This is a genomic window from Geodermatophilus sabuli (assembly GCF_900215145.1).
GTDB classification, from domain to species: Bacteria; Actinomycetota; Actinomycetes; order Mycobacteriales; family Geodermatophilaceae; genus Geodermatophilus; species Geodermatophilus sabuli.
The window spans coordinates 996,723-1,021,741 of record NZ_OBDO01000001.1; the positions used below are offsets into that span (position 1 = coordinate 996,723).

General features: G+C 74.7%; 27 protein-coding genes and 4 tRNA genes. 26 read left to right on the forward strand and 5 right to left on the reverse strand.

Annotated elements, in window-relative coordinates:
- Positions 1 to 194 precede the first annotated feature (194 nt).
- Positions 195 to 1,655: a 30S ribosomal protein S1 gene (rpsA, locus tag CRP39_RS04710; RefSeq protein ID WP_097204748.1), complete on the forward strand. Its 1,461-nt coding sequence runs from the start codon at positions 195 to 197 to the stop codon at positions 1,653 to 1,655.
- 204 nt (positions 1,656 to 1,859) lie between these two features.
- Here rpsA and CRP39_RS04715 read toward each other — a convergent pair whose 3' ends face one another.
- Complete coding sequence (locus CRP39_RS04715; protein WP_097204751.1) at positions 1,860 to 2,132, reverse strand: hypothetical protein; 273 nt, start codon at positions 2,130 to 2,132, stop codon at positions 1,860 to 1,862.
- A 145-nt stretch (positions 2,133 to 2,277) separates the two neighbouring features.
- Here CRP39_RS04715 and coaE point away from each other — a divergent pair, with 145 nt between their 5' ends.
- Positions 2,278 to 2,874 (forward strand): dephospho-CoA kinase, encoded by a 597-nt coding sequence (gene coaE / locus CRP39_RS04720; protein ID WP_097204753.1) that lies wholly within the window; start codon positions 2,278 to 2,280, stop codon positions 2,872 to 2,874.
- Positions 2,875 to 2,996: 122 nt separating this feature from the next.
- On the opposite strand, the gene CRP39_RS04725 is transcribed toward coaE, so the two are convergent.
- From CRP39_RS04725 to CRP39_RS04740, 4 genes are all read right to left on the reverse strand, one after another.
- Positions 2,997 to 3,068: transfer RNA gene (locus CRP39_RS04725), tRNA-Val, on the reverse strand.
- 48 nt (positions 3,069 to 3,116) lie between these two features.
- Positions 3,117 to 3,187 (reverse strand) — tRNA-Cys (locus CRP39_RS04730).
- 41 nt (positions 3,188 to 3,228) lie between these two features.
- Positions 3,229 to 3,301: transfer RNA gene (locus tag CRP39_RS04735), tRNA-Gly, on the reverse strand.
- A gap of 68 nt (positions 3,302 to 3,369) precedes the next feature.
- Positions 3,370 to 3,765, reverse strand: coding sequence for an SsgA family sporulation/cell division regulator (locus CRP39_RS04740; protein WP_245853562.1), 396 nt, complete (start codon positions 3,763 to 3,765; stop codon positions 3,370 to 3,372).
- Positions 3,766 to 3,954: 189 nt separating this feature from the next.
- Between CRP39_RS04740 and CRP39_RS04745 the strand changes: the two genes are divergently transcribed.
- The 24 genes from CRP39_RS04745 (at position 3,955) to CRP39_RS04855 (ending at position 24,943) form a co-directional block, all read left to right on the forward strand.
- A complete protein-coding gene (locus CRP39_RS04745; protein ID WP_245853564.1) occupies positions 3,955 to 4,566 on the forward strand; it encodes a sigma-70 family RNA polymerase sigma factor in 612 nt (203 codons plus the stop codon).
- Positions 4,563 to 5,465: an anti-sigma factor domain-containing protein gene (locus CRP39_RS04750; protein WP_097204759.1), complete on the forward strand. Its 903-nt coding sequence runs from the start codon at positions 4,563 to 4,565 to the stop codon at positions 5,463 to 5,465. Before CRP39_RS04745 ends, CRP39_RS04750 begins: the two co-directional genes overlap by 4 nt.
- 14 nt (positions 5,466 to 5,479) lie before the next feature.
- Positions 5,480 to 5,953 (forward strand): PGPGW domain-containing protein, encoded by a 474-nt coding sequence (locus tag CRP39_RS04755; RefSeq protein WP_245853566.1) that lies wholly within the window; start codon positions 5,480 to 5,482, stop codon positions 5,951 to 5,953.
- Positions 5,954 to 5,976: 23 nt separating this feature from the next.
- A tRNA-Val gene (locus tag CRP39_RS04760) sits at positions 5,977 to 6,048 on the forward strand.
- A gap of 88 nt (positions 6,049 to 6,136) precedes the next feature.
- Positions 6,137 to 6,586 (forward strand): HNH endonuclease, encoded by a 450-nt coding sequence (locus CRP39_RS04765; protein WP_245853568.1) that lies wholly within the window; start codon positions 6,137 to 6,139, stop codon positions 6,584 to 6,586.
- Positions 6,586 to 7,155: an MOSC N-terminal beta barrel domain-containing protein gene (locus tag CRP39_RS26655; protein ID WP_172442281.1), complete on the forward strand. Its 570-nt coding sequence runs from the start codon at positions 6,586 to 6,588 to the stop codon at positions 7,153 to 7,155. The genes CRP39_RS04765 and CRP39_RS26655 overlap by 1 nt, the downstream gene beginning before the upstream one ends.
- Entirely contained in the window at positions 7,152 to 8,249 is a 1,098-nt protein-coding gene (locus CRP39_RS04770) for a CapA family protein (protein ID WP_172442282.1), read from the forward strand. The genes CRP39_RS26655 and CRP39_RS04770 overlap by 4 nt, the downstream gene beginning before the upstream one ends.
- 101 nt (positions 8,250 to 8,350) lie before the next feature.
- Entirely contained in the window at positions 8,351 to 10,390 is a 2,040-nt protein-coding gene (thrS, locus tag CRP39_RS04775) for a threonine--tRNA ligase (protein WP_097204765.1), read from the forward strand.
- Entirely contained in the window at positions 10,387 to 10,974 is a 588-nt protein-coding gene (locus tag CRP39_RS04780; RefSeq protein WP_172442283.1) for an HIT family protein, read from the forward strand. Before thrS ends, CRP39_RS04780 begins: the two co-directional genes overlap by 4 nt.
- Positions 10,975 to 11,649 (forward strand): phosphatidylinositol phosphate synthase, encoded by a 675-nt coding sequence (gene pgsA / locus CRP39_RS04785; RefSeq protein WP_097204767.1) that lies wholly within the window; start codon positions 10,975 to 10,977, stop codon positions 11,647 to 11,649.
- Positions 11,646 to 12,710: a phosphatidylinositol mannoside acyltransferase gene (locus CRP39_RS04790; RefSeq protein ID WP_097204769.1), complete on the forward strand. Its 1,065-nt coding sequence runs from the start codon at positions 11,646 to 11,648 to the stop codon at positions 12,708 to 12,710. Before pgsA ends, CRP39_RS04790 begins: the two co-directional genes overlap by 4 nt.
- Complete coding sequence (locus CRP39_RS04795) at positions 12,710 to 13,942, forward strand: glycosyltransferase family 4 protein (RefSeq protein WP_097204770.1); 1,233 nt, start codon at positions 12,710 to 12,712, stop codon at positions 13,940 to 13,942. The genes CRP39_RS04790 and CRP39_RS04795 overlap by 1 nt, the downstream gene beginning before the upstream one ends.
- An 11-nt stretch (positions 13,943 to 13,953) precedes the next feature.
- A complete protein-coding gene (locus CRP39_RS04800) occupies positions 13,954 to 14,493 on the forward strand; it encodes a LemA family protein (RefSeq protein ID WP_097204772.1) in 540 nt (179 codons plus the stop codon).
- Positions 14,494 to 14,545: 52 nt separating this feature from the next.
- Positions 14,546 to 15,478, forward strand: coding sequence for a pyridoxal 5'-phosphate synthase lyase subunit PdxS (gene pdxS / locus CRP39_RS04805; protein WP_097204774.1), 933 nt, complete (start codon positions 14,546 to 14,548; stop codon positions 15,476 to 15,478).
- A 40-nt stretch (positions 15,479 to 15,518) separates the two neighbouring features.
- On the forward strand, positions 15,519 to 16,634 hold the full coding sequence (locus CRP39_RS04810; protein WP_097204776.1) for a heparan-alpha-glucosaminide N-acetyltransferase domain-containing protein: 1,116 nt from the start codon (positions 15,519 to 15,521) through the stop codon (positions 16,632 to 16,634).
- Positions 16,635 to 16,645: 11 nt separating this feature from the next.
- Complete coding sequence (pdxT, locus tag CRP39_RS04815; RefSeq protein ID WP_097204778.1) at positions 16,646 to 17,308, forward strand: pyridoxal 5'-phosphate synthase glutaminase subunit PdxT; 663 nt, start codon at positions 16,646 to 16,648, stop codon at positions 17,306 to 17,308.
- Complete coding sequence (locus CRP39_RS04820; RefSeq protein WP_097204779.1) at positions 17,305 to 18,057, forward strand: YebC/PmpR family DNA-binding transcriptional regulator; 753 nt, start codon at positions 17,305 to 17,307, stop codon at positions 18,055 to 18,057. The genes pdxT and CRP39_RS04820 overlap by 4 nt, the downstream gene beginning before the upstream one ends.
- Before the next feature lie 338 nt (positions 18,058 to 18,395).
- Positions 18,396 to 18,962: a crossover junction endodeoxyribonuclease RuvC gene (gene ruvC / locus CRP39_RS04825; RefSeq protein ID WP_097204782.1), complete on the forward strand. Its 567-nt coding sequence runs from the start codon at positions 18,396 to 18,398 to the stop codon at positions 18,960 to 18,962.
- A 46-nt stretch (positions 18,963 to 19,008) separates the two neighbouring features.
- Positions 19,009 to 19,647, forward strand: coding sequence for a Holliday junction branch migration protein RuvA (gene ruvA, locus CRP39_RS04830; protein WP_097205177.1), 639 nt, complete (start codon positions 19,009 to 19,011; stop codon positions 19,645 to 19,647).
- A complete protein-coding gene (gene ruvB, locus CRP39_RS04835) occupies positions 19,644 to 20,765 on the forward strand; it encodes a Holliday junction branch migration DNA helicase RuvB (protein ID WP_097204785.1) in 1,122 nt (373 codons plus the stop codon). The genes ruvA and ruvB overlap by 4 nt, the downstream gene beginning before the upstream one ends.
- A gap of 162 nt (positions 20,766 to 20,927) precedes the next feature.
- Positions 20,928 to 21,281 carry a preprotein translocase subunit YajC gene (gene yajC / locus CRP39_RS04840; protein WP_097204786.1) on the forward strand — a complete coding sequence of 118 codons (354 nt, stop codon included), beginning with the start codon at positions 20,928 to 20,930 and terminating at the stop codon, positions 21,279 to 21,281.
- Positions 21,282 to 21,294: 13 nt separating this feature from the next.
- Complete coding sequence (gene secD / locus CRP39_RS04845; RefSeq protein ID WP_097204788.1) at positions 21,295 to 22,959, forward strand: protein translocase subunit SecD; 1,665 nt, start codon at positions 21,295 to 21,297, stop codon at positions 22,957 to 22,959.
- Positions 22,956 to 24,350: a protein translocase subunit SecF gene (gene secF, locus CRP39_RS04850; RefSeq protein WP_097204790.1), complete on the forward strand. Its 1,395-nt coding sequence runs from the start codon at positions 22,956 to 22,958 to the stop codon at positions 24,348 to 24,350. Before secD ends, secF begins: the two co-directional genes overlap by 4 nt.
- Entirely contained in the window at positions 24,347 to 24,943 is a 597-nt protein-coding gene (locus CRP39_RS04855) for an adenine phosphoribosyltransferase (RefSeq protein WP_097204792.1), read from the forward strand. The genes secF and CRP39_RS04855 overlap by 4 nt, the downstream gene beginning before the upstream one ends.
- Positions 24,944 to 25,019 lie beyond the last annotated feature (76 nt).

The window sequence follows — 25,019 nt, forward strand, 5'->3', positions numbered from 1 at the left end:
CGCCGGGGGGCGGTGGCCGGGCGCGCACCCAGGTGGACCCGGGGTGTCGGTGCTCCGTACCATGGGAATGCGCCAGAGGTCTGTCAGTGCTGTCCCCATCGGGGATCGGCGCGCGCCGGCTCTCCCCGCTCCCCGTGGCACCCGGCCGCGGGTTCCCTGTCCCTACGCACCCCCCGTCCGGAGCACTCGACCACATGACCTCCACCCAGGTCCGTCCTAACAGCACCCCCCAGGTCGCGATCAACGACATCGGCACTGCCGAGGACTTCCTCGCGGCCATCGACCAGACGATCAAGTACTTCAACGACGGCGACATCGTCGAAGGCGTCATCGTCAAGGTCGACCGGGACGAGGTGCTGCTGGACATCGGCTACAAGACCGAGGGCGTCATCCCCTCGCGCGAACTCTCCATCAAGCACGACGTCGACCCCAACGAGGTCGTGAGCGTCGGCGACGAGGTGGAAGCCCTCGTCCTCCAGAAGGAGGACAAGGAAGGCCGGCTGATCCTCTCCAAGAAGCGCGCCCAGTACGAGCGCGCCTGGGGCACGATCGAGGCCAAGAAGGAAGCCGACGAGGTCGTCACCGGCACCGTCATCGAGGTCGTCAAGGGCGGCCTCATCCTCGACATCGGCCTGCGCGGGTTCCTCCCCGCCTCGCTGGTCGAGATGCGCCGCGTCCGTGACCTGCAGCCCTACGTGGGCCGTGAGCTCGAGGCGAAGATCATCGAGCTCGACAAGAACCGCAACAACGTCGTCCTCTCCCGTCGCCAGTGGCTGGAGCAGACCCAGTCCGAGGTCCGCAGCGAGTTCCTCAACAAGCTCGCCAAGGGCCAGGTCCGCACCGGCGTCGTCTCCTCGATCGTCAACTTCGGTGCGTTCGTGGACCTGGGTGGCGTCGACGGTCTGGTGCACGTCTCCGAGCTGTCCTGGAAGCACATCGACCACCCGTCCGAGGTCGTCGAGGTCGGCCAGGAGGTCACCGTCGAGGTCCTCGACGTCGACCTGGACCGTGAGCGGGTCTCCCTGTCGCTGAAGGCGACGCAGGAGGACCCGTGGCGTCAGTTCGCCCGGACCCACCAGATCGGCCAGGTCGTGCCCGGCAAGGTCACCAAGCTGGTGCCCTTCGGTGCGTTCGTCCGGGTCGACGAGGGCATCGAGGGCCTGGTCCACATCTCCGAGCTGGCCGAGCGCCACGTGGAGATCCCGGAGCAGGTCGTGCAGGTCGGCGACGAGATCCTCGTCAAGGTCATCGACATCGACCTCGACCGCCGGCGCATCTCGCTGTCCCTCAAGCAGGCCAACGAGGGCGTCATCGGCGACGAGGAGCAGTTCGACCCGGCTGCCTACGGCATGGCCGCGTCCTACGACGAGCAGGGCAACTACATCTACCCGGAGGGCTTCGACCCGGAGACCGGGGAGTGGCTCGAGGGCTACGAAGAGGCCCGCGAGACGTGGGAGCGGCAGTACGCCGAGGCCCAGGCCCGGTTCGAGGCGCACCGCAAGCAGATCGCGGCGGCCAAGGAGGCCGACGCCGAGGCGGCTGCCGGTGGCAACTACTCCAGCGGCGAGGTCGAGGTCGGCGACACGTCCGGCGGCACCCTCGCCAGCGACGAGGCGCTCGCGGCCCTGCGGGCCAAGCTGGCCGGCGGTGAGTGAACCCAGCGCAGCTGAGCTGAACCGCTAGGAGGCTGAGGCCCGGGACCCGCGAGGGTCCCGGGCCTCAGTCGTCCCTCCCATCCCCGTGGAGGGACGAGGACAGGCCCCGTGGACTCCCGGTCCGCGGAACCTGTCTCGTCCGGGTGACTCTCCCGCGGGAGCCCGTCGCGAGGATGCGACCGGCAGGGGCAGGAGGATCCTGGGTCAGAGGCTGAGGATGATCGCGAACGCCGTCCGCGGGCGGCCACCGGCGTTGGCGAGGAACTGCCAGGTGTGCCGTCCGGCCGGCGCCGTGGCCGACAGCCAGCGCATGAACGCGTTCCGCGGCTGGGCCTGGGCGCTGCGCTCGAGCCGCTCGCGCACGGCCGGCAGGTCGGTGCAGCGCACCCCGGTCGGGCGGTCGAGGCGGTGGCGACCCGCGCCCCGGCGGGGGGCGGCGGGGACCGACGACGGGGCGGCGTGTGCGGAACGGGACATGATCGGGTCTGCCTCTCTCGGCGGGGGGAGTTCGCCGACGCCAATGTTGTCCACGGGGCGCGTGTGACTGGAGCGACGCGCCGGGCAGGCCGGGCTGGTGTTACCGGTCCGTGACCGGGCTCCGCGCGCTGGCTACTGTCCGCGCATGCTGCGCATGGGGCTGACCGGCGGGATCGGATCGGGCAAGAGCACGGTGGCCGGCCTGCTGGCGGCGCGGGGGGCGTGGATCGTGGACGCCGACCGGATCGCCCGGGAGGTCGTCGAGCCGGGGACGCCGGGCCTCGCCGCCGTCGTCGAGGCGTTCGGCCCCGGGGTGCTCACCGCCGAGGGGACCCTCGACCGGCCGGCGCTCGCGGCGATCGTCTTCGCCGACCCGGCGGCCCGGGCCACGCTGGACGGCATCGTGCACCCGCTGGTGCGGGCCCGGGCCGCCGAGGTGGTCGCCGCGGCCCCACCGGACGCCGTCGTGGTGCAGGACGTCCCGCTCCTGGTGGAGACCGGCCAGGCGGCGTCCTACGACCTCGTGCTGGTCGTGGAGACCGATCCGGAGACCCGTGTCCGGCGGCTGGTCCAGCGGGGGCTCACCGAGGACGACGCGCGCGCCCGCATCGCCGCGCAGGCCACCGACGAGCAGCGCCGCGCGGTGGCCGACGTCGTCCTGGACAACAGCGGCACCGCCGCGGAGCTCGAGGCGCAGGTCGAGCGGTTCTGGGCCGAGCGCGTGGCGCCTGCCCTGCGCTGAACGCCGCGTGCGGTCGCGGTCCCGGCCGAGAACGGGCTGCGACGAACGTCACACGGGTTGGTCGGATCGTGCCGGAGAAACGCGAAGGGCCCCAGGTCGATGACCTGGGGCCCGTGCTGGTGTGGGCGATACTGGGTTCGAACCAGTGACCTCTACCGTGTCAAGGTAGCGCTCTACCACTGAGCCAATCGCCCGTTCCGACCTGCTGGCCGGACCGCTCCGCCGCTCTCGGCGAGGAGCCGAGGTGGAGACGGGATTTGAACCCGTGTAGACGGCTTTGCAGGCCGTTGCCTCGCCTCTCGGCCACTCCACCGCACACGGGCGCTGGTCTCGCGACCAGCGCCCGAGGTTCCGAGCGGACGACGGGATTCGAACCCGCGACCCTCACCTTGGCAAGGTGATGCTCTACCAACTGAGCCACGTCCGCGTTGCTGTCGTGCAGGGAGAACGATACAGGACCTGCAGAGCGGGTTTCAGGGGGGTCCCCCCGCAGGGTCAGCGCCCGTTCGGGTCGGCCCCACCGTTGGACAGCAGCGCGGCCAGTTCGTCGTCCACGTCGAGGACCGAGGACTCCTCGCCGACCGGCACCACGTTCTCGGTCAGCCGCAGGAACCCGGCCAGCGTGCCGCGGGACGCCTCGAAGAGCGCCTCGCCGGAGGGTGCGCGCAGGTGGAGGAACAGGACGTCGCCGGAGGTGCGCGACGGCCACATGCGGACGTCACCCTCTCCGGCCGGACGGTCCAGCCCCGTCCGCAGCAGCTCACGCCCGACCAGCCAGGAGATGCCCTCCTCGCCGGCCCCGCTCTCACCGAAGGTGATCCGGACCGCGAAGGGGTCGCTCACCTCGTAGCTGAGCTGCGCGGGCACCTCGGTCCAGGACTGCGGTCCCACGAGGTGGAGTGTGGTGGGGCAGGTGTACCCGGGTGTCGAGCGGCTGGTCATGTCCCCAACAACGACCTTCCCTGAGTGCGGTCACGCCGGAGTGCTCCCCGGGTGCGTCGGTCCCCTCTGTGCCCGCTCCCGAGCCACCTGAACCCCGGGGCTCTCCCCGGCGTGCCCTGCGCGTGTGACGATGGAGCGGTGAGCCGTCCGGCACGGCGGGCCGGGGGCGGACCCGGCGACGCTGACCTGCTCGTCCGCGTGCGCGCGGGGGACAGGGGTGCCTTCGAGGAACTCTGCGACCGCCTCGGTCGCCGGGCCCTCGCCCTGGCGCGCCGCGTCCTCGTCGACGACGCCGTCGCCGAGGAGGTGCTGCGGGAGGCGTTCCTCGCCGTGTGGCGTGACCCCGGCGCCTACGACCCCGCCTCGGGCAGCGTCCGGTCCTGGCTGATGGACCTCGTGCACCTGCGAGCGGTCGAGGCCGCGCGCAGCGGACCGGGGCGGCGGCGCCGCCCCGGCGAGGCGCCGCCCCTGCGGGCGTCGTCCGGCGAGGAGGGTGCTGCCGGTGGGGGAGGCCCCGACCCGGTCCGCGTGGCGCTGCGTGCCCTTCCCGACGCCGAGCGCGAGGCGCTCACGCTGGCCTACTACGGCGGGTACACCCAGCGTGAGGTCGCGGCCCTGACCGGCGCACCACTCGGCGAGGTCAAGAGCTGCGTGCTCGCGGCGGTGCGCCGGCTCCACGGCGAGCTCGGCGCCGGCCCGCTGGGCGGTGCGCTGGGCAGCCCTGCCGTCGCCGAGCGGCCGGGACGATGAGCGGCTCCGCCCCGCCGCGCGGCGAGGAGCACGGCGCCTTGGACGAACTGGCCGTCGGCTGGGCCCTGCACGCGCTCGAGCCGGAGGAGGAGACGCTGTTCGCGGCCCACCTCCCGGGGTGCTCGCGCTGCCGCGGCACGGTCGCGGAGACCGGCGAGGTCCTGGCCGCCCTGGCCGGGGCGCTGCCGGCCGCCGTCCCCTCCGACCGCCTGCGGGAGGCGCTCCGGGCGGCGGCCGGGGACACCATGCAGGTGCCCGGCCGGCCGGCGCCCGGAGCGGGCGTCCCCGACGGGGCGTCGCCGGGCGGGGCGTCGCCGGGCGGGGACACCGGCCGGCCGGGCCCCGAGACCGTCCCGACGGGGTTCCCCGAGCCGTTCGTGCCCGTCGCCGGTCGGCCCGCGGTGCCGCCGACCGCGTGGCGCCGGGTGCTGCCGAACGCGCTCGTCGCCACCGCGGTGGCGGCCATCCTGGCCCTCGGCACCTGGAACGTGGTGCTGAGCACGGCCCGGGACGAGGCCCGGGCGACCGTCGCCCGGCAGGCCGACGTGGTGAACGCACTGCTGACCCCCGGCCGGGCGACCGTCGTCCCCCTGTCCGGTGACGACGGCGCGCCCGTGGCCACGGTGGTGACCCGCAACGGTGAGGTGCAGGTGGTGAACCACGGGCTGCCGGTCAACGACCCGGGGGAGGTGACCTACGTCCTCTGGGGCACCAGTGACGGGGCGGCCGTGGCGCTGGGCACCTTCGACGTGGTCTCCCCACGGATGGACCTGCAGGCCGTAGGCTCCGCCGCGACCGGCCTCGACGAGCACGACGGCTACGGCATCAGCCTCGAGCCCGGTCGCCTGGCTCCGTCGGCACCGACGGACATCGTCGCGCGTGGTGAGGTGACCAACTGACCGGCCCGGAGACGGTGGCGCGCCCCGAGCGGGAGCGTCGGCACCACCAGACGACCGAGGAGTTGCGCACTCGCTTCGCCGAGGACGGCGTCCGCAGCCTGCGGGAGCGCGTGGCCGAGACGCGCTGGCGTCGCCGGCTGGCCGCCCGGCGCACCGTCGACACCACCTACCGGGTGGGCGTCGGCGTCGTCGGCGGCCTGATCGTCGCCGTGGGCCTGGCCACCATCCCGCTGCCGGGGCCGGGCTGGCTGACCGTCATCGCCGGCCTGTTCGTGCTGGCCAGCGAGTTCTTCTGGGCCGAGCGGCTGCTGGAGTTCACCAAGAAGCACGTCACGCGGTGGACCAACTGGCTCGGCCGGCAGCCGGTGTGGGTGCGCCTGGCGGTGGCGCTGGCCACCGCGGCGTTCGTCTACGGCGTCCTGGTCGTGACCCTGCACGTCATGGGCGTGCCGTGGTGGGTCCCGGGGTGGGTGCCACTGTGGCGCTGAGCGTCTGGCAGAATGGGGCGCACGGGCGATTGGCTCAGTGGTAGAGCGCTTCGTTCACACCGAAGAGGTCACTGGTTCGAACCCAGTATCGCCCACACCCGGCAGAGGCCCGGTCCGCGCACAGCGGGCCGGGCCTCTGCCGTTCCCGCGCCCCGGCAGCTCCCGAGGGGGACGATGGGGGAGATGTCCCCGCGCCGGCGCCCGCCCGAGGCCGACCCCGCCCCGCTGCGCTCCCCGGGACGGGCCGAGCGGCTGGCCGCCGTGCTCGAGCGTGACGGCGGCACGTGCACCTGGTGCGGCCGCGCCTTCGGGCCGCTGGTGGTCCCCACCACCGACCACGTCGTGCCCCGGGTCAAGGGCGGCCCGTCCTGGCTGGAGAACGAGGTGGCGGCCTGCCGCCGGTGCAACGCCGAGCGCGGGCACCGGACGCCGGTCGACTGGTTGCAGGAGTGCCGGCGGCGCGGCTGGCCGGCCGACGCCCCCCGCCTGGCCCGGGTGCTCACCGCGCTGGAGGTGGCCATCGCCCGCGAGGGCGGCCAGCGCCGGGCACGGCCCTACCTCGACGCCCAGTTGCGGCGTCTGCGCCGGCAGGAGCCGCAGGGGGCCGCCCCGGGACGTCGTACGGTCGCCTAGTGACCGCGACGGGCAGGGTCGAGCAACTGACGGTCTACCCGGTCAAGAGCCTGGGCGGCCGGGACGTCGCCGTGGCCCACGTCGGCCCCGGCGGCCTGGCCGGCGACCGCGCGTGGGTGGTCGTGGACGCCACCACGGGGGAGCGGGTGACGGTCAAGGGGACACCGGCCATGGCCGGCGTCGTCGCCACCGGGGACGCCGAGGCCGACACGACCGCCCTCACCGAGGTCCTCGGCCGGCCGGTGCGGCTGGACCGGGCGGCCGCGCCGCAGGTCGACGTCGCCGCGGTGCACCTGGTGAGCCGCGCCGCGATCGCCCGTGCCGCCGAGGGCGAGGTGCCCGAGGGCTGCTCGGCCGACGACCCCCGCGCCAACGTGCTCCTCGACCTCCCCGCGGGCGAGGACGAACGCCGCTGGGTCGGCCGGACCGTCCGCGTCGGCGAGGTGGAGCTCGTCGTCACCCGCACGCCCAAGCACTGCCTCGGGGTCTACGCCGACGTGCGCACGCCGGGCCGGGTGCGGGTGGGGGACGCGGTCGAGGTGCACGACCCCCGGCTGCCGGGCCCGTGAGCCGGGGGCGGGCCGCGCTGGGCCTGGTGCTCCTGCTGGCCGGCTGCGGCGCGCCGGGCGCCGGGGACGAGGCGCCCACCGCCACGGCGGCGGCTTCGTCCGCGGCCGAGAGCGTCACCCTGCTGGCCACCGGGGACGTCCTGGTCCACCAGGACGGCGCGCTGGTCGCCGGCGCGGCCACGGGCGACGGCGGGTACGACTTCACCGACGTCTTCGCGCCGGTGGCTCCGCTGATCGCTGCCGCGGACCTCGCCCTCTGCCACCTGGAGACGCCGGTCGCCCCCGAGGCCGGCCCGTTCCGCGGGTACCCGGGCTTCGCCGTCCAGCCGCAGGTGGTCGACGCGCTCGCCGACGCCGGGTACGACCTGTGCACGACGGCGTCGAACCACTCGCTGGACGACGGCGTCGACGGCCTGGACCGCACCCTGGACGTGCTCGACGCGGCCGGCATCGCCTCCGCCGGCACGTACCGCTCGGCGGCGGAGAGCACGACGCCGGTGGTGGTCGACGCCGCCGGGGTGCGGGTGGCGTCGGTGGCCGCGACGTCGGGGCTCAACGGGGTGCCGCTGCCGGCCGGGCGACCGTGGGCCGTCGACGTCGCGGACGTCCCTGACGTCGACGGCGTGCTGGCCGCCGCCGCCCGGGCCCGCGCCGCCGGTGCCGAGATCGTCGTCGCGAGCCTGCACTGCTGCCGCGAGTACGAGCACGAGCCGACCGCGGCGCAGGAGGAGGCGGTGCGCACCCTCCTGGCCTCGCCGGACGTCGACCTGGTGCTCGGCCACCACGCGCACGTGGTCCAGCCGTTCGAGCGGATCGACGGGGAGTGGGCCGCCTACGGCCTGGGCAACCACCTGGCCGAGCACGCCACCCGCGGTTTCCCCACGGAGGACTCGGTCGCGGCCCGGTTCACCTTCACCCGCGGCGCCGACGGCCGCTTCGCCGTCAGCCGGGCCGAGGCGGTGCCGCTGCGCATCGACCGCCGTCCGGACCGGGTGCAGGTCGCGCCGGCCGACCCGGCCACGGCCGCTCGCGTCGCCGAGGTCCTGGACCGGCGTGGCGCGGTCGCCGCCGGCCTGGCGATCGTCCCGGGGTGACCTGCGCCGCGCACTAGGCTCGGAGGGGCTGGCGCATACGTTGTGTCCAGCAGCGCCCGGGCCACCGGGCGCGACCGCCGTCGATCCTCTGGAGCGCTCTCGTGTCGACCCCGCCCTCGCCCACCGCCGTCGGTCCCGTCCGGGTGCCGGCCGGGACGACGGCCCAGGACGCGCTCAAGGACGCCGGGGTACCCCTCAAGGGCCCCGACGGCGCGGTCGTCGTCCGCGACGTGACCACCGGCGACCTCAGGGACCTCGCGTGGGTGCCCGACGCCGACGCCGAGGTGGAGCCGGTGCCGGCCGCCAGCCCCGACGGGCGTGCGGTGATCCGGCACTCGACCGCGCACGTGCTCGCCCAGGCGGTGCAGGACCTCTTCCCGGGCACCCGGCTGGGCATCGGCCCGCCGGTGGAGAACGGCTTCTACTACGACTTCGACCCGGAGCGGCCCTTCACCCCCGAGGACCTCAAGGCCCTCGAGAAGCGGATGCAGGAGATCGTCCGCGCCGCCCAGCGGTTCGCCCGCCGGGAGATCAGCGACGGCGACGCTCGGTCCGAGCTGGCGCACGAGCCGTACAAGCTCGAGCTGATCGGGCTCAAGGGTGGTGCCGGGGAGGCGGCCGAGGGGGCCGACGTGGAGGTCGGCGGCGCCCAGCTGACCATGTACGACAACCTCGACGCCCGCACCGGTGACCGGGTCTGGACCGACCTGTGCCGCGGCCCGCACGTGCCGCGGACGTCGAACATCCCGGCGTTCAGCCTCACCCGGTCGGCCGCCGCGTACTGGCGGGGGAGCGAGAAGAACCCGCAGCTGCAGCGCGTCTACGGCACCGCCTGGGAGAGCAAGGAGGCGCACAAGGCCCACCTGGAGCACCTGGCCGAGGCCGAGCGCCGCGACCACCGGCGCCTCGGCGTCGAGCTGGACCTCTTCAGCTTCCCCGACGAGATCGGCTCCGGGCTGGCGGTGTTCCACCCGAAGGGCGGCGTCGTCAAGCGGGAGATGGAGGACTACGTCCGGCAGCGGCACATCGAGGAGGGCTTCGACTACGTCGGGACGCCGCACATCAGCAAGCGCGGCCTGTTCGAGACCTCCGGGCACCTGCCGTACTACGAGGAGACCATGTTCCCGGGCATGGAGCTGGAGAACAGCGAGTACTTCCTCAAGGCCATGAACTGCCCGATGCACAACCTGATCTTCCGGTCGCGCGGGCGGTCCTACCGCGAGCTGCCGCTGCGGTTCTTCGAGTTCGGATCGGTGTACCGGTTCGAGAAGTCCGGCGTCGTCCACGGCCTGACCCGCGTGCGCGGGCTGACCCAGGACGACTCGCACAGCTACGTCACCCCCGAGCAGGCGCCGGGTGAGATCCGGCACCTGCTGGCGTTCGTGCTCGGCCTGCTGCGCGACTTCGGCCTCGACGACTACCACCTGGAGCTGTCCACCCGCGACGACTCGCCCAAGTTCATCGGGTCCGACGAGGAGTGGGCGGCCGCCACCGAGGTGCTGCGGGAGGCGGCGGAGGAGACCGGCCTGGAGCTCGTCCCCGACCCGGGCGGCGCGGCCTACTACGGGCCGAAGATCTCCGTGCAGGCCCGCGACGCGATCGGCCGCACCTGGCAGATGTCGACCATCCAGTACGACTTCAACCAGCCGGCCCGGTTCGGCCTGGAGTACAGCGCCGCCGACGGCACCCGGCAGCAGCCGGTCATGATCCACTCGGCGAAGTTCGGGTCCATCGAGCGGTTCTTCGGCGTCCTCACCGAGCACTACGCCGGCGCGTTCCCGGCGTGGCTCGCGCCGGTGCAGGTGGTCGGCATCCCGGTCACCGACGAGCAGGTGCCCTACCTGACCGACGTCGCGCTGCGGCTGCGCGCCCGGGGGATCCGGGTGGAGGTCGACGACTCCGACGACCGCATGCAGAAGAAGATCCGCACCGCCAGCAAGCAGAAGGTGCCGTTCGTGCTCATCGCCGGGTCCACCGACGCGGAGGCGGGCGCGGTCTCCTTCCGCTTCCGTGACGGCAGCCAGCACAACGGCGTGCCGGTCGGGCAGGCCGTCGACGCGATCACCCAGTGGGTGGCGGGCCGGGCCAACGTCGACCCGACCGCCGAGGCCCTGGTGACCGACCGCGTGGTGGCCGGATGAGCACCGGCGCGGAGGAGGTCTTCCGGGTCGCCGTCCCGAGTGACGACGGCGGCCCGGCCACGGTCTTCGAGCACCTGTGGACGCCGTACCGGATGGCCTACATCCGGGGAGAGGGCAAGCCGACGGGCGCCCACGACTGCCCGTTCTGCCTCATCCCGCAGATGGACGACGAGGAGGGGCTCGTCGTCGCCCGCGGCGAGCGGGTCTTCGCGGTGCTCAACCTGTACCCGTACAACGCCGGCCACCTGATGCTGGTGCCCTACCGGCACGTGCCCGACTACACCGACCTCACGCCGGAGGAGGTGGCGGAGCTCGGCTGGTTCACCCAGACGGCGATGCGCGTGGTGCGCGCGGTCTCCGGCGCACACGGGTTCAACATCGGCATGAACCAGGGGTCGGTCGCCGGTGCGGGGATCGCCGACCACCTGCACCAGCACGCCGTCCCGCGCTGGGGCGGGGACACCAACTTCATGCCGGTCATCGGGCTCACGCGGGTGCTCCCGCAGGTGCTCCGGGAGACCCGCGCGCTGCTGGCGCAGCACTGGCCCGCCGACGGCGCGCCCGTCCCGGCCCAGGGGAACTGAGTGCTCGGCGTCAACGCCCGCGCCGCCGTCGGCCGGTTCTGGGCGCCGGTGGCCAACCGGCTGCTCCGCCTCGGCGTCACTGCGGACGTGGTGACGCTGACCGGGACCCTCGGAGCCGTCGCCGGAGCGGCCGGGCTGATCGCCACCGGCCACCTGTTCTGGGGCGCGTTCACCGTCACGATCTTCGTGCTGCTGGACATGCTCGACGGCGCGCTGGCCCGCGCCCGCGGTGGGGGCTCGCTGTTCGGGGCGGTGCTGGACTCCACCGGGGACCGCGCCGCCGACGCGGCCATCTTCGGTGCGCTGGTGTGGTGGTACTCCGGGGAGGGCGACAACCGGCTGCTGGTGCTGCTGGCGCTGCTCTGCCTGGTGCTCGGCGTGCTCACCTCCTACATCAAGGCCCGGGCCGAGGGGGTCGGGCTGTCCTGCGACGTCGGGATCGTCGAGCGCACGGAGCGGCTGATCCTCGTGCTGGTCGGCACCGGCTTCACCGGCCTGGGCATCCCGTACGCCCTGCACGTCACGCTCTGGGTGCTCCTGGTCGGCAGCGCCGTCACGGTCGGGCAGCGGTTCGTCGCCGTCCGCCGGGCCGGCCGCGGGCGGCCGCTGCCCTCTGTGTCGCCGCCCTCTGTGCCGCCGTCCTCCGCGCCGCCGTCCGGGACGACGGCGCCGTGACCGACGCGTCCCCGGCGGGGACCGGGGCCGCGACCCCGCCCGCGCTGTCGGTGGTGCCCGCCCGGCCCGGCCTGCGGGCCCGGGCCGGCGCGCGGGTCACCGACCTCGGTTTCGCGGCCGGGTGGGGGGCGGTGAAGCTGCTGCCGGAGCCGGTGGCGCGCGGGGCCTTCGACGCCGCGGGCCGGTGGGCCGCCGGCCGGCAGGGCCGAGGCGTCCGTCAGCTGCGGGCCAACCTGCGGGTGGCCACCGACGGGCGGCTGACCGATGCGGAGCTGGACGCGCTGACCACCCGCGCGGTGCGCTCCTACGCCCGGTACTGGCAGGAGGCGTTCCGCCTCCCGCGGTTGTCCACCGAACGCGTGGTGGCCCGGACCGAGGTGATCGGCCGGGAGCACCTGGACCGGGCCCGCAGCCGTGGCGCCGGCCTGGTGATGGTCCTGCCGCACAGCGGCAACTGGGACGCCGCCGGGGTGTGGTTCACCGACTACCTCGACGGCCCGTTCATGACCGTCGCGGAGCGGCTGCGCCCGGAGTCGCTCTACCGCCGGTTCGTGGACTACCGGGAGTCCCTGGGCATGCGGGTGGTACCGCTGACCGGCGGCCCGCGCCCGAGCACCGAGGTGCTGCGGGAGTGGCTGTCCGACGGCGGCGTGACCTGCCTGCTCGTCGACCGGAACCTCGGCGCGGGCGGCGTCCCGGTGTCGTTGTTCGGCCGACAGGCGACCTTCCCTGGCGGCGCGGCGCTGCTGGCCGAGCGGACCGGTGCCCCGCTGGTGCCGACCGTCTGCCAGTTCACCCCGCGCGGGTGGCGGCTGGTCTTCTCCCCGGAGGTGCCGGTCGCCGGCCCCGGGCGGCTGCGCGACCGGGTCGCCGCCGCCATGCAGGGGGTCGCCGACGCCTTCGCCGAGGGCATCGCCTCGCAGCCCGAGGACTGGCACGTGCCCGGGCGCATCTGGCCCGACGTGCCCCCCGACGGCGTCCCAGTGCCCGACGGCGTCCCGGCCGGTCCGGACGGCGCCCCGGCGGGCGGGCCGGGTGGGACCGGGCGGGAGCTCCGCTGATGCGGATCGGGCTGGTCTGCCCCTACCAGTGGGACGTCCCCGGCGGCGTCCAGTACCACGTGCGCGACCTCGCCGAGACGCTGCGCGGGATGGGCCACCACGTCGAGGTCCTCACCCCGGCCGAGCGCGAGGAGTCCCTCCCGGCCGAGCACGTCACCTGGGCCGGGCGCACGGTGCCGGTCCCCTACAACGGCTCGATGGCCAGCGTCCAGTTCGGGCCGGTCTCCGCCGCCCGGGTGCGCCGCTGGCTGCGCGAGGGCCACTTCGACGTCGTGCACGTGCACGACCCGGCGCCGCCGTCGATCGGGCTGCTGGTCTGCATGATCGCCAAGGGCCCGATCGTGGCGACGTTCCACATCGCGACCATCCGCTCCAAGTTCCTGGCCGCCTTCGGACCGGTGATCCGGCCGTGGCTGGAGCGGATCAGCGGCCGCATCGCCGTCTCCGACTTCGCCCGCCGGGTGCAGGTGGAACACCTGGGCGGTGACGCCGTGATCATCCCCAACGGCGTGCACGTGGGCGCCTTCGCGAACGGGGCCGCCCTGCCCGGGCGCACCCGCGGGGTCGACGGGCCCACCATCGGCTTCCTCGGCCGCTACGACGAGCCCCGCAAGGGCCTACCGGTGCTGCTGGAGGCGATGCGCACCGTCGTCCGGCGGCACCCCGGAGCCCAGTTGCTCATCGCCGGCCGGGGAGACCCCGACGACGTGCGCGAGCTGCTCGGCGAGGACCTGCGCCCGCACGTGTCCCTCCTCGGCGTGCTCACCGAGGAGGAGAAGGGTGCCTTCCTGCGGTCGGTCGACGTGTACTGCGCGCCGAACCTGCTGGGGGAGTCCTTCGGCATCATCCTCATCGAGGCCATGGCCGCCGGGGCGCCGATCGTGGCCAGCGACCTCGACGCCTTCGCCGCGGTGCTCGAGGACGGCGCGGCCGGTGTGCTCGTGCGGCGCGGCGACGCCCGGGAGCTGGCCACCGCGCTGTCGGACCTCCTGGCCGACCCGGTGCGCCGGGCCCGACTGTCGGCCGCCGGGTCCCGGGCGGCCGCGGGCTACGACTGGTCCGTGGTCGCGCGGCGGATCCTCGCCGTCTACGAGACGGTCGTCGCTCCGGGCGCGGGCGCCGTGACCGCCCGGGAGGACGACGACGAGCTGGGCGGGCTGCCCGAGGAGAGTGACGAGGACTCCGGCGACGCCCCGCTGCGGTCGGCCCTGCGCCGGTGGGTCCAGCGATAGCCTTCCCCGTCGTGACCCCCGACGTCTGGCTGCTGTACGCGGTCGCGGCGGTCGTCGCGTTCCTCGCGCTCTGGGCTGGCTGGACCCTGACCCGGCTGCGCCGCCTGGAGGTGCGCGCCGCGCGTGCCTGGACCGTCCTCGACACCCAGCTGCAGCGGCGGGCGGCGCTCGCCGCCGAACTCGCCCGCGAGCACGCCGACGCGGTGGGGGAGGCGCGTGCCGCCCGGCTGGCGACGGCCGCCCGGGATGCCCGCGCGGTCCCGGCCGGGGACCGCGAGCTGGCGGAGAACGCCCTGGGACGTGAGCTGCGGGACCTGCCGCCCGGCCTGCCCGTCGCGCTGCTGGCCGACCTCGACGGCACCGCCACCCGCATCGGGCTGGCCCGCCGCTTCTACAACGACGCGGTGCGCGACACCCACCTGCTGCGCACCCGCCGACTGACCGGGCTCCTGCGCCTGCACGCCTCCCGCCCGCTGCCGCGCTTCTTCGACATCGAGGACGACCTGCGCGAGGCGAGCAGCGCGACCGGTGCCGGGCGTGCGCGTCCCTGAGGGCCCGTAGCATCTCTGATGCCCACCTCCCGCCGACCCGAGGCAGCAACCCGTGGCAGAGCACAGCGCGACCGACCCCCAGACCCCCGGCACCCCGGCCGCCACCGGCACCGGCACCGAGGGCGTCAAGCGCGGCATGGCCGAGCAGCTCAAGGGCGGCGTGATCATGGACGTCGTGACCCCCGAGCAGGCGAAGATCGCCGAGGACGCCGGGGCGGTCGCCGTCATGGCGCTCGAGCGGGTGCCGGCCGACATCCGCGCCCAGGGCGGGATCGCGCGGATGAGCGACCCGGACATGGTGCAGGGGATCATCGACGCGGTCTCCATCCCGGTGATGGCCAAGGCGCGGATCGGGCACTTCGTCGAGGCGCAGGTGCTGCAGAGCCTCGGGGTCGACTACATCGACGAGTCCGAGGTGCTCACCCCGGCCGACGAGGCCCACCACATCGCCAAGAGCGAGTTCACCGTGCCGTTCGTCTGCGGGGCCACCGAGCTCGGCGAGGCGCTGCGCCGGATCGCCGAGGGCGCGGCGATGATCCGCTCCAAGGGCGAGGCCGGCACCGGCAACGTCGTCGAGGCGGTCCGGCACATGCGGGCCATCCGGGCCGGCATCCGCCGGCTGGGCACCCTCGACGAGACCGAGCTGTTCGTCGCCGCCAAGGAGCTGCGCGCCCCGTACCCCCTCGTCGCCGAGGTCGCCCGGCTGGGCAAGCTGCCGGTCGTGCTGTTCACCGCCGGCGGCATCGCCACCCCCGCGGACGCCGCGATGATGATGCAGCTGGGCGCCGAGGGCGTGTTCGTCGGCTCGGGCATCTTCAAGTCCGGCAACCCGGCGCAGCGGGCCGCGGCCATCGTGCAGGCGACGACCTTCTTCGACGACCCCGCCGTCATCGCCAAGGTCTCCCGCGGGCTGGGCGAGGCCATGGTCGGCATCAACGTCGCCACGCTGCCCGACGGCGAGCGGTACGCCACCCGCGGCTGGTGAGGCCGGCCCCGGACCTGCTCCGGGGCCCTACCCTCGCGCCGTGGCACTCCGGTACGAGCGCGTCGCCGACCGTCCCGGTCGGGCGCGCCCGCTCCCGGCCGCCTCCGGGCGCATCGCCGGGCTGGACGTCGCCCGCGGGCTCGCCGTCCTGGGGATGTTCGGCGCCCACCTGGGCGCCACCGGCGACCTGAGCTGGTCGCCGTCGAGCTGGGCCTCGCTCGTGGAGGGTCGTTCCTCGGTCCTGTTCGCCACGCTCGCCGGGGTGTCGATCGCGCTGCTCTCCGGCGGTGCGACCCCGGCGTCCGGCCGGGAGCTCGGCCGCGCCCGGACCCGCGTGCTCGTGCGGGCGGCGTGGGTGTTCGCCATCGGTGGGGTCCTCGAGGTGCTCGGCACCTTCGTCGCGATCATCCTGGGCGTCTACGCGGTGCTGTTCGTCCTGGCGCTGCCGTTCCTGCGGTGGGCGCGCCGGTGGCTGCTGCTCCTGGCCGGCGCGATCGCGGTGGCCGGACCGTTCCTCGTGCTGGAGCTCGGTCAGTGGGTCACGGCCCAGGACCGGTCCCGGTCGGCGTTCGCCGCCCTCACCGTCACCGGGCGCTACCCGGCGCTGATCTGGTGGACGTTCGTGCTCGTCGGCCTCGCGGTCGGCCGCAGCGACCTGCGCTCGGCCCGGGTACGGCTCACCCTGGTGGCCGGCGGGGCGCTCGCGGCCGTGATCGGCTACGGCGGCGGGTGGCTGAGCACCGCCCGGGTGGAGCCCGGCCGCCGCCTCGCCGGGATGGAGCAGGGCTTCGGGCAGAGCGGCAGGTGGGACGCCGCCTGGTTCGCCGGTGCCGAGCCGCACACCGGGACGCCGTTCGAGCTGGTCGGCTCCGCCGGGGTCGCCGTCGCCGTCATCGGCGTCTGCCTCGTCCTCGCCGACCTCCTCCCGCGGCTCACCTGGCCGCTCGGCGCGGTGGGCGCGATGGCGCTGTCGGTCTACACCGCACAGATCGCCGCCATCTGGCTGCTGGACCTGCCGTTGCAGCCCGGCTGGGACGTGTGGGTGCGGTTCACCGCCTCCACGCTGGTGCTCGCGACGGCCTGGCGGCTGCGCATGGGGCGGGGCCCGCTGGAGCGGCTGCTGACCTGGAGCTCGACCCGGGCAGCCGGGCCGTAGTCTGGTCCGCCGTGCCCGAGGCCCGCGTTCCCGTCATCGGCGTCCTGGCCCTGCAGGGTGACGTCCGTGAGCACCTGGCCGCCGCACGCGCGCTGGGCGCGACCGCGCTGACCGTGCGCCGTCCGCAGGAGCTGGCCGGCGTCGACGGCGTGGTGCTGCCCGGCGGCGAGTCGACGACGATCGGCAAGCTGGCCGCCCGCTCCGGGGTCCTGGAGCCGCTGCGGGCCGCGATCGCCGGCGGGCTGCCGGCCTACGGCTCCTGTGCCGGGATGATCCTGCTCGCCGACCGGCTGCTGGGCGCCCCGCCGGACCAGGTGACCGTCGGCGGGCTGGACGTGACCGTCCGGCGCAACGCCTTCGGCCGGCAGGTGGACTCCTTCGAGTCGGAGGTCGCCCTCGAGGGCCTGCCCGGCGGGCCGGTGCACGCGGTCTTCATCCGGGCGCCGTGGGTCGAGCAGGCCGGCCCGGGGGTGCAGGTGCTCGGGCGGGTCGTGGGTGGGGAGGCCGACGGTAGGATCGTCGCCGTCCGCCAGGGCAACCTGGTGGCCACCAGCTTCCACCCCGAGCTGACCGGGGACCGCCGGGTGCACGCGCTGTTCGTCGACATCGTCCGCCGTCACCTGGACCAGAAGGCCGGCGTCTCCGCCGGGTACGAGAGGGGTACCGAGCCGTGAGCGGCCATTCCAAGTGGGCGACGACGAAGCACAAGAAGGCGGGCATCGACGCCAAGCGCGGCAAGCTGTTCGCCAAGCTGATCAAGAACATCGAGGTGGCCGCCCGCACCGGCGGCGGCGACCCCTCGGGCAACCCGACGCTCTACGACGCCATCCAGAAGGCGAAGAAGAGCTCGGTGCCCAACGACAACATCGACCGTGCGGTCAAGCGCGGCGCGGGCCTCGAGGCCGGCGGGGTCGACTACCAGGGCATCACCTACGAGGGCTACGCCGCCGGCGGTGTCGCCGTGCTCGTCGAGTGCCTCACCGACAACAAGAACCGGTCGGCGATGGAGGTGCGCACCGCCATGACCCGCAACGGCGGCTCGATGGCGGACCCGGGCTCGGTCGCGTACCTCTTCTCCCGCAAGGGCGTCGTGGTCGTGCCGAAGACCGACACCGCGGACGAGGACACCGTGCTCATGGCCGTGCTGGACGCCGGCGCCGAGGAGGTCCGGGACCAGGGCGACTCGTTCGAGGTCGTCAGCGAGCCGGGTGACCTCGTCGCCGTCCGCACGGCACTGCAGGACGCCGGCATCGACTACGACTCCGCCGAGGCCGGGTTCGTGCCCAGCGTGACGGTGGAACTCGACGAGGAGGCGGCGGGCAAGGTGTTCCGCCTCATCGACGCCCTCGAGGACTGCGACGACGTGCAGAACGTGTACGCGAACTACGACGTGTCCGACGAGATCCTCGAGAAGGTCGGCTGACGCTCGCGGGAGCGGCGCGCGAGCGCCGGTGAGGGAGGAGCGGACCGGGAGCGGGAGCCGACGGATGAGCGGGGTCGGCTGACGCCTCGTCGGTCGCTCCGACCCCGGCCGTGCGCGCCCTGCCTCGCGGGTGTGCCGCCGTGCTGGCCCCCGCCGTGCCGCCTGCCTGGCCTGCGCCCCTGCGCGGCCCGGTCCCGGGTTCGCGCGGGCGGCGGACCCCCTCGCGAGCTCGGGCGGGCCCGGGACCGGGCGACGGCGTGTTGCGTCCGGGCCCCCGGATCGGGGACCGTTACCGTGGCGATCGAACACCAGTTCGGCGGCGGTGGGAGGATCTGACCATGCGGGTGCTCGGCATCGACCCGGGCCTCACCCGGTGCGGGTGGGGTGTGGTCGACGGGCGCCCCGGTGCGCGGCCGGTCGCGGTGGGCGTGGGCGTCGTCCGCACCGCCGCGGAGCTGGACCTGGAACTGCGGCTCCTCGAGCTGCACACGGCGGTGACGGCGCTGCTGCGGGAGCACCGGCCCGACGTCGTGGCCATCGAGCGGGTGTTCACGCAGAGCAACAAGGGCACCGCGACGGGTACCGCGCAGGCGGCCGGGGTGGCGGCGCTGGCCGCGGCGCAGGCCGACCGGCCGGTCGCCTGGCACACCCCCAGCGAGGTCAAGGCCGCGATCTCCGGCAGCGGCCGCGCCGACAAGGAACAGGTGACCCTGATGGTCACCCGCGTGCTGGGCCTGGCGTCGGCGCCCAAGCCCGCCGACGCCGCCGACGCGCTGGCCCTGGCGGTGTGCCACGTCTGGCGCGGGCCGGCCCAGCAGCGGCTGCGGGTGGCGGCCCTGGCCGGGGGCATCGGCGCCCCGGTCCGCTCCACGACCCTGCCCCGGTGGACGGGGGTGTCGAGATGACCGGCCGGTGGCGCGGCAGGCGGCCGGGGACGACGAGAGGAACGCAGTGATCGCGAGTGTGAGCGGCCGGGTCGCGGCGGTCTCGCCCGACGGCGCCGTGGTCGAGGTCGGCGGCATCGGCCTGGCGGTGCAGTGCACGCCGGGCACGATCGCCCGACTGCAGGTGGGGGAGGGCGCCCGGCTGTCGACCAGCCTGGTAGTCCGTGAGGACTCCCTGACCCTCTACGGCTTCGCCGACGACGACGAGCGCCAGCTGTTCGAGCTGCTGCAGACCGCCAACGGCGTGGGGCCACGGCTGGCGCAGGCGGTGCTGGCGATCCACCCGCCGCGCGAGGTGCGCCGGGCGGTCTCCATGGCCGACGTCAAGGCGCTCATGCAGGTGCCCGGCATCGGGAAGAAGGGCGCCGAGCGGCTGATCCTCGAGCTGCGCGACCGGCTGGGCACGACCACGACCGACACCCAGCTGGACGGGGCGGCCACCGGTGGCCTGCCGTCGGTCACCCCCGTCGCGCCGTGGCGTGACCAGCTCTCCTCGGCCCTCGTCGGGCTGGGCTGGACGAGCAAGGAGGCCGACGGCGCCGTCGCCGAGCTGGCGCCGTTCGCCGACGAGCAGATCGTGGCCACCGGGTCGGTGGAGGTCGCCGTCCTGCTGCGCCAGGCGCTGCGGATGCTGGGCCGGCCATGAGTTCGCCCTTCGACCGGTCGCTGTCCGCAGCCGAGGCGGGAGCCGGCCGGTACGACCCGGTCACGGCCGACGCCGGCGACGAGGAACGGGTCGTCGAGTCCGCGCTGCGGCCGCACTCCCTGGCCGACTTCATCGGCCAGCCCAAGGTGGCCCGCCAGCTCGACCTCGTCCTGGAGGGGGCGAAGCGGCGCGGCCGGCCGCCGGACCACGTGCTGCTGTCCGGGCCGCCCGGGCTGGGCAAGACCAGCCTCGCGCTGATCATCGGCTCGGAGCTCGGGACGTCGGTGAAGATCACCAGTGGGCCGGCGATCGAGCGCTCCGGCGACCTGGCGGCGATGCTGTCCAACCTCGGGCACGGTGACGTGCTGTTCATCGACGAGATCCACCGGATCGCCCGGCCTGCCGAGGAACTGCTCTACATGGCGATGGAGGACTTCCGGGTCGACGTCGTCGTGGGCAAGGGCCCCGGCGCGACCGCCATCCCGCTGGAGATCAACCCGTTCACCCTGGTCGGGGCGACGACCCGGGCCGGCCTGCTCACCGGCCCGCTCCGGGACCGCTTCGGGTTCGTCGGCCAGATGGAGTTCTACGAGCCCGCCGAGTTGCAGCAGGTGCTCGCCCGCAGCGCCAGCCTGCTCGGCGTCGAGCTCACCGGGGCCGGCTCGGCGGAGATCGCCGGCCGCTCCCGCGGGACGCCGCGGATCGCCAACCGGCTGTTGCGCCGGGTGCGCGACTACGCCGAGGTCCGCGCCGACGGCCGGGTGACCCGCGAGGTCGCCGAGGCCGCGCTCGCGCTCTACGACGTGGACCACCTCGGCCTGGACCGGCTGGACCGCGCCGTCCTCGAGGCGCTCGTCATGCGCTTCGGCGGTGGCCCGGTCGGCGTCGCCACGCTGGCCGTCGCCGTGGGGGAGGAGCCGCACACCGTCGAGGAGGTGTGTGAGCCGTTCCTCGTCCGCGCCGGCCTGCTCGCCCGCACGCCGCGCGGGCGGGTGGCCACCGAGGCCGCCTGGCTGCACCTCGGGCAGCAGGTGCCGCGGGGCGGAGTGCCGCTCGGGCGGGTCACAGCTGACCCACAGGCCCCGCAAGCGTCGTCAGAGACGCTCTTCGACGCCTAGACTGCGGGGCGCTGGCGCGCAACCCGTCCGGCCGCGGCCGCGCGCGTCTCGCCGGTCGCCGCGCCCGGAGGTCTGCGTGCCCCGCAGCCGACGCACCCGAGCGGTCCCGTCCCGGATCGCACCCACCGCGCCAGCATCGCGCGGTAGAGAGGCACATCAGTCGTGGAGCAGTACTTCCCGCTCGTCCTCCTGGCCCTGGCCTTCGTCCTGCTCATCGTCCTGCCGGCCCGGCAGCGCAAGCGGGCCCAGGCCCAGGCCCAGGCGATGCAGGAGTCGCTGACCCCGGGCACCCCGGTGATGACCACCGCCGGGCTGCACGGCACGGTCGTCGGCCTCGGCGACGCCACCGTGGACCTGGAGATCGCCCCCGGCGTCGTGGTCACCTTCGCCCGGCAGGCGGTCCTCGAGGTCCGCAAGCCCGCCGTCCCGGGCCCGGCCACCGCCGACGGGCCGGCCTTCCCCGGCGACGACCCCACCGGCCCGGCCGACGGCGGCCCGGCCGACCGCGCCCACTAGGCCGGAGAGACCCGTGGCCCAACGCCAGCTCCCGGCGCGCCGGTACTTCGGCGCCTTCCTGCTGATCGTGGCCGTCCTCTACGGCCTGGTCTTCTTCACCGGCGACACCCGCACCCCCCAGCTCGGGCTGGACCTCCGCGGCGGGACGACGGTCACGCTGACCGCCCGCACCCCGGACGGCCAGGCGCCGGACCCCGAGGACCTCGAGCTGGCCCGCCAGATCGTCGAGCAGCGCGTCAACGGCCTCGGTGTCTCCGAGGCCGAGGTCGTGACCGAGGGCGACGCGAACATCGTCATCTCCGTCCCCGGTGACGACGGTGACCAGGCCCGCGAGCTGGGGCAGACCGCCCAGCTGCGCTTCCGCCCGGTCCTGGCCGGCCCGGAGGCGGTGGTCCCCGCCGAGGACGCCGACGCCGCCGAGCCCACGGACACGGCGGTGCCGACCGACGCCGCCGAGCCCACCGACGCGGCCGCGCCGACCGACGCCGCGGCGCCGACCGATGCGCAGCCGACCGACGCCGCCCCGGGCGACGCCGTCGAGGACCCCGCGCTCGACCCCAACGCGCCCCCCGTCACGCAGGAGCAGGCCCAGGCGCAGTACGCGACACTCACCTGTGAGACGGAGGGCTCCGGCGCCGTCGACCGGTCCGAGGACTTCGTCGCCGCCTGCTCGGAGGACGGCACCACCAAGTACCTCCTGGGCCCGGCCATCCTCGAGGGCACCGACATCGTCGACGCCAGCGCGGGCACCCAGTCGACCACCGGCGAGTGGGTCGTCCTGCTCGACTTCAACTCGACCGGCCAGGAGACCTGGGCGACCTACACCGCGGCCAACGTCGGCAAGAACGTCGCCTTCACCCTCGACGGCCGGGTGGTCTCCGCCCCGACGATCCAGGGCGCCATCAACGGCCAGACGACGATCACCGGTCAGTTCGACCAGGCCGGCGCCGAGCAGCTGGCCAACCAGCTGCGCTACGGCGCGCTGCCGCTCACGTTCACCCAGGCCACCGCGCAGTCCATCTCCACCGAACTGGGTGCCGAGCAGCTGCGGGCCGGCCTCATCGCCGGGGCGATCGGCATCGCACTGGTCTTCGTGTACGCGCTGGCCTACTACCGGCTGCTGGGCCTGGTCATGATCGCCAGCCTGATCCTGTCCGCGGTGGTCGTGTATGGCGTGCTGGTCCTGCTGGGCCGGCAGATCGGCTTCACGCTGAGCCTCGCGGGCATCGCCGGGTTCATCGTGTCGATCGGCATCACGGCGGACTCGTTCGTCGTCTACTTCGAACGCCTCAAGGACGAGATCCGGGAGGGCCGCACCCTGCGGTCCGCGGTGCCCCGCGCCTGGGTGCGGGCGCGGCGGACCATCCTGTCGGCCGACGCGGTCAGCTTCCTGGCCGCGGCGATCCTCTACGTCCTGGCGATCGGCGACGTGAAGGGCTTCGCGTTCACCCTGGGCATGTCCACGGTGCTCGACCTCGTCGTCGTCTTCCTCTTCACCCATCCGCTGATGGCGGTGCTGGCCCGCTTCAAGAGCTTCGGCAGCAGCCGCTTCTCCGGCCTCGGCAGCAGCCTCGACCGTCCCGGGCGGCCCGCCGGCCGGCGACCCGCCCGCGACCGGCAGCTGGTGGGCGCCACCAGCGGGGCGGGCAGCACCGCGCAGGACAGGAGCGACTCATGACCGGCCCCGACCACCGTCCGGGGGACGACGAGCTGCCGGTGGGCACCGACGCCGACGAGGCGCAGGACACCTCCCGCGTGGCGACCGACGCCGCCGCGGCCGCCGACGACTCCGCCCTCGACGACGCCGGCCTGCCCCACGAGGGCGAGCGCGGCACCCGCCGTCCCGCGCGGCGGGCGTCCCTGGCGCACCGGCTCTACAACGGTGAGGCCGGCCTCGACGTCGTCGGCCGCAGCCGGCTGATCTACAAGGTCACCGCCGTCGTGTTCCTGCTGTGCCTGCTGGCGATGGTCTTCCGGGGCTTCAACTTCGGCATCGACTTCGCCGGGGGCAACAGCTTCCGGCTGCCCGGCACCGAGCAGCAGCTGAGTGAGGTCCGCGAGGCCGCCGAGGACGCCGGCGCCGACGTCGCCAGCGCCCAGGTGGTCGGTGGCAACACGGTGCTGCTGCGTACCGGGGCGCTGGACAACGACGGGGAGCGGGCCGTCGTGGAGGCGGTCGCCGACGCCGCCGGGATCGAACCGGGCCAGGTGAGCCCGGAGTCGGTCAGCGCCGAGTGGGGCAGGGACATCACCGACCAGGCCGTGTTCGCCCTGGTGGTCTTCCTCGTGGCCGTCACGCTGTTCCTCGCCGTGCGGTTCCAGCTGAAGATGGCGATCGGGGCCATGGCAGCCCTGGTCCACGACATCGTGGTGACCGCGGGCGTCTACGCGCTGATCGGCTTCGAGGTCACCCCGTCGACGGTGATCGGCTTCCTGACCATCCTGGGGTTCTCCCTCTACGACACCGTCGTCGTGTTCGACAAGGTGGACGAGAACACCAAGGACGTCGTCCGCAGCGCGCGGATGACGTGGGGTGAGGCGGCCAACCTCGCGGTCAACCAGACCCTCATGCGGTCGATCAACACCTCGGTGATCGCGCTGCTGCCGGTCGCCGGCCTGCTGTTCGTCGGCGCGGGTCTGCTCGGGGTCGGGACGCTCAAGGACCTCGCGCTGGTGCTCTTCGTCGGCCTGGCCGCCGGCACCTACTCGTCGATCTTCCTGGCGACGCCCATCGTGGCCGACCTCAAGGCCCGGGAGCCGGAGGTCCAGGCGCTGCGCAAGCGGGTGGAGGCCCGCCGGTCGTCGCAGGTCCGCGAGGGCAGCGCCCGCCCGGCGGCGGGTGCGGCGCCCGTGGCCAGCGCCCGGCGCACCGGCGCCGCGGCCCGCCGCACCGGCGGGGTGGCCCTCGCCGAGCGCGAGGACGACCTCGGGCCGGCCCCGGCCGACGTGGTGGTCGAGTCGCCGGCGTCGGTGCGCCCCGAGCCGCGGACCGGCGGAACGGCCGCGCCCCGGCCCGGTGCCCGGCCGCAGCGGCCGGGCCGCCCGTCCGGCGGGAGGAAGCGCCGGTGACCGCGGAGCCGGTCGACACGGCCGGCGCGGTGGCCCTCGACGAGCTGATCGCCGGCCTGACCGTCGACGTGCCCGACCACCCGGAGCCGGGCGTGGTCTTCCGCGACCTGACGCCGGTGTTCGCCGACGGTCCCGTGTTCCGCCGGGTGGTCGATGCCCTGGCCGCGCCCCAGCTGGCCGACCCCCGGGCCGCGGCGCTGGGTGCGGCGGACGGCGGGCAGGGCTTCGACGTCGTCGTCGGGGTGGAGGCCCGCGGTTTCCTGCTGGCCGCCGCCGTCGCCCTGGACGCCGGCGTGGGGGTGGTGCCGGTCCGGAAGGCCGGCAAGCTGCCCCGGGAGCGCATCGCGGCGGACTACGCGCTGGAGTACGGGACGGCGACGCTGGAGCTGCACGCCGACTCCGTCCGCCCCGGTCAACGGGTCCTGGTCGTCGACGACGTGCTGGCGACCGGCGGCACCCTCGAGGCGGCCGTCGCCCTCGTCGAGCAGCTCGGTGGGGTGGTCACCGCCGTCTCGGTGGTCGTGGAGCTGGCCGCGCTCGGCGGGCGGCAGCGGCTGGCACCGCACGCGGTCCACGCCCTCTGGACCACCTGAGGGGGAGGCGCCCACCGGTCGGGATCACGGCGACACGCCGTCCGGCTAGCATGGTGAGGGTCGTTCCTCCTACGGC

Coding starts and splice junctions, on each gene's coding strand:
- CRP39_RS04765 (WP_245853568.1), top strand. CDS start 6,137: ATGTCCCCGCGCCGGCGCCCGCCCGAGGCCGACCCCGCCCCGCTGCGC.
- ruvC (WP_097204782.1), top strand. CDS start 18,396: ATGCGGGTGCTCGGCATCGACCCGGGCCTCACCCGGTGCGGGTGGGGT.
- CRP39_RS04715 (WP_097204751.1), bottom strand. CDS start 2,132: ATGTCCCGTTCCGCACACGCCGCCCCGTCGTCGGTCCCCGCCGCCCCC.
- CRP39_RS04750 (WP_097204759.1), top strand. CDS start 4,563: ATGAGCGGCTCCGCCCCGCCGCGCGGCGAGGAGCACGGCGCCTTGGAC.
- CRP39_RS04795 (WP_097204770.1), top strand. CDS start 12,710: ATGCGGATCGGGCTGGTCTGCCCCTACCAGTGGGACGTCCCCGGCGGC.
- ruvB (WP_097204785.1), top strand. CDS start 19,644: ATGAGTTCGCCCTTCGACCGGTCGCTGTCCGCAGCCGAGGCGGGAGCC.
- CRP39_RS04780 (WP_172442283.1), top strand. CDS start 10,387: ATGAGCACCGGCGCGGAGGAGGTCTTCCGGGTCGCCGTCCCGAGTGAC.
- secF (WP_097204790.1), top strand. CDS start 22,956: ATGACCGGCCCCGACCACCGTCCGGGGGACGACGAGCTGCCGGTGGGC.
- coaE (WP_097204753.1), top strand. CDS start 2,278: ATGCTGCGCATGGGGCTGACCGGCGGGATCGGATCGGGCAAGAGCACG.
- rpsA (WP_097204748.1), top strand. CDS start 195: ATGACCTCCACCCAGGTCCGTCCTAACAGCACCCCCCAGGTCGCGATC.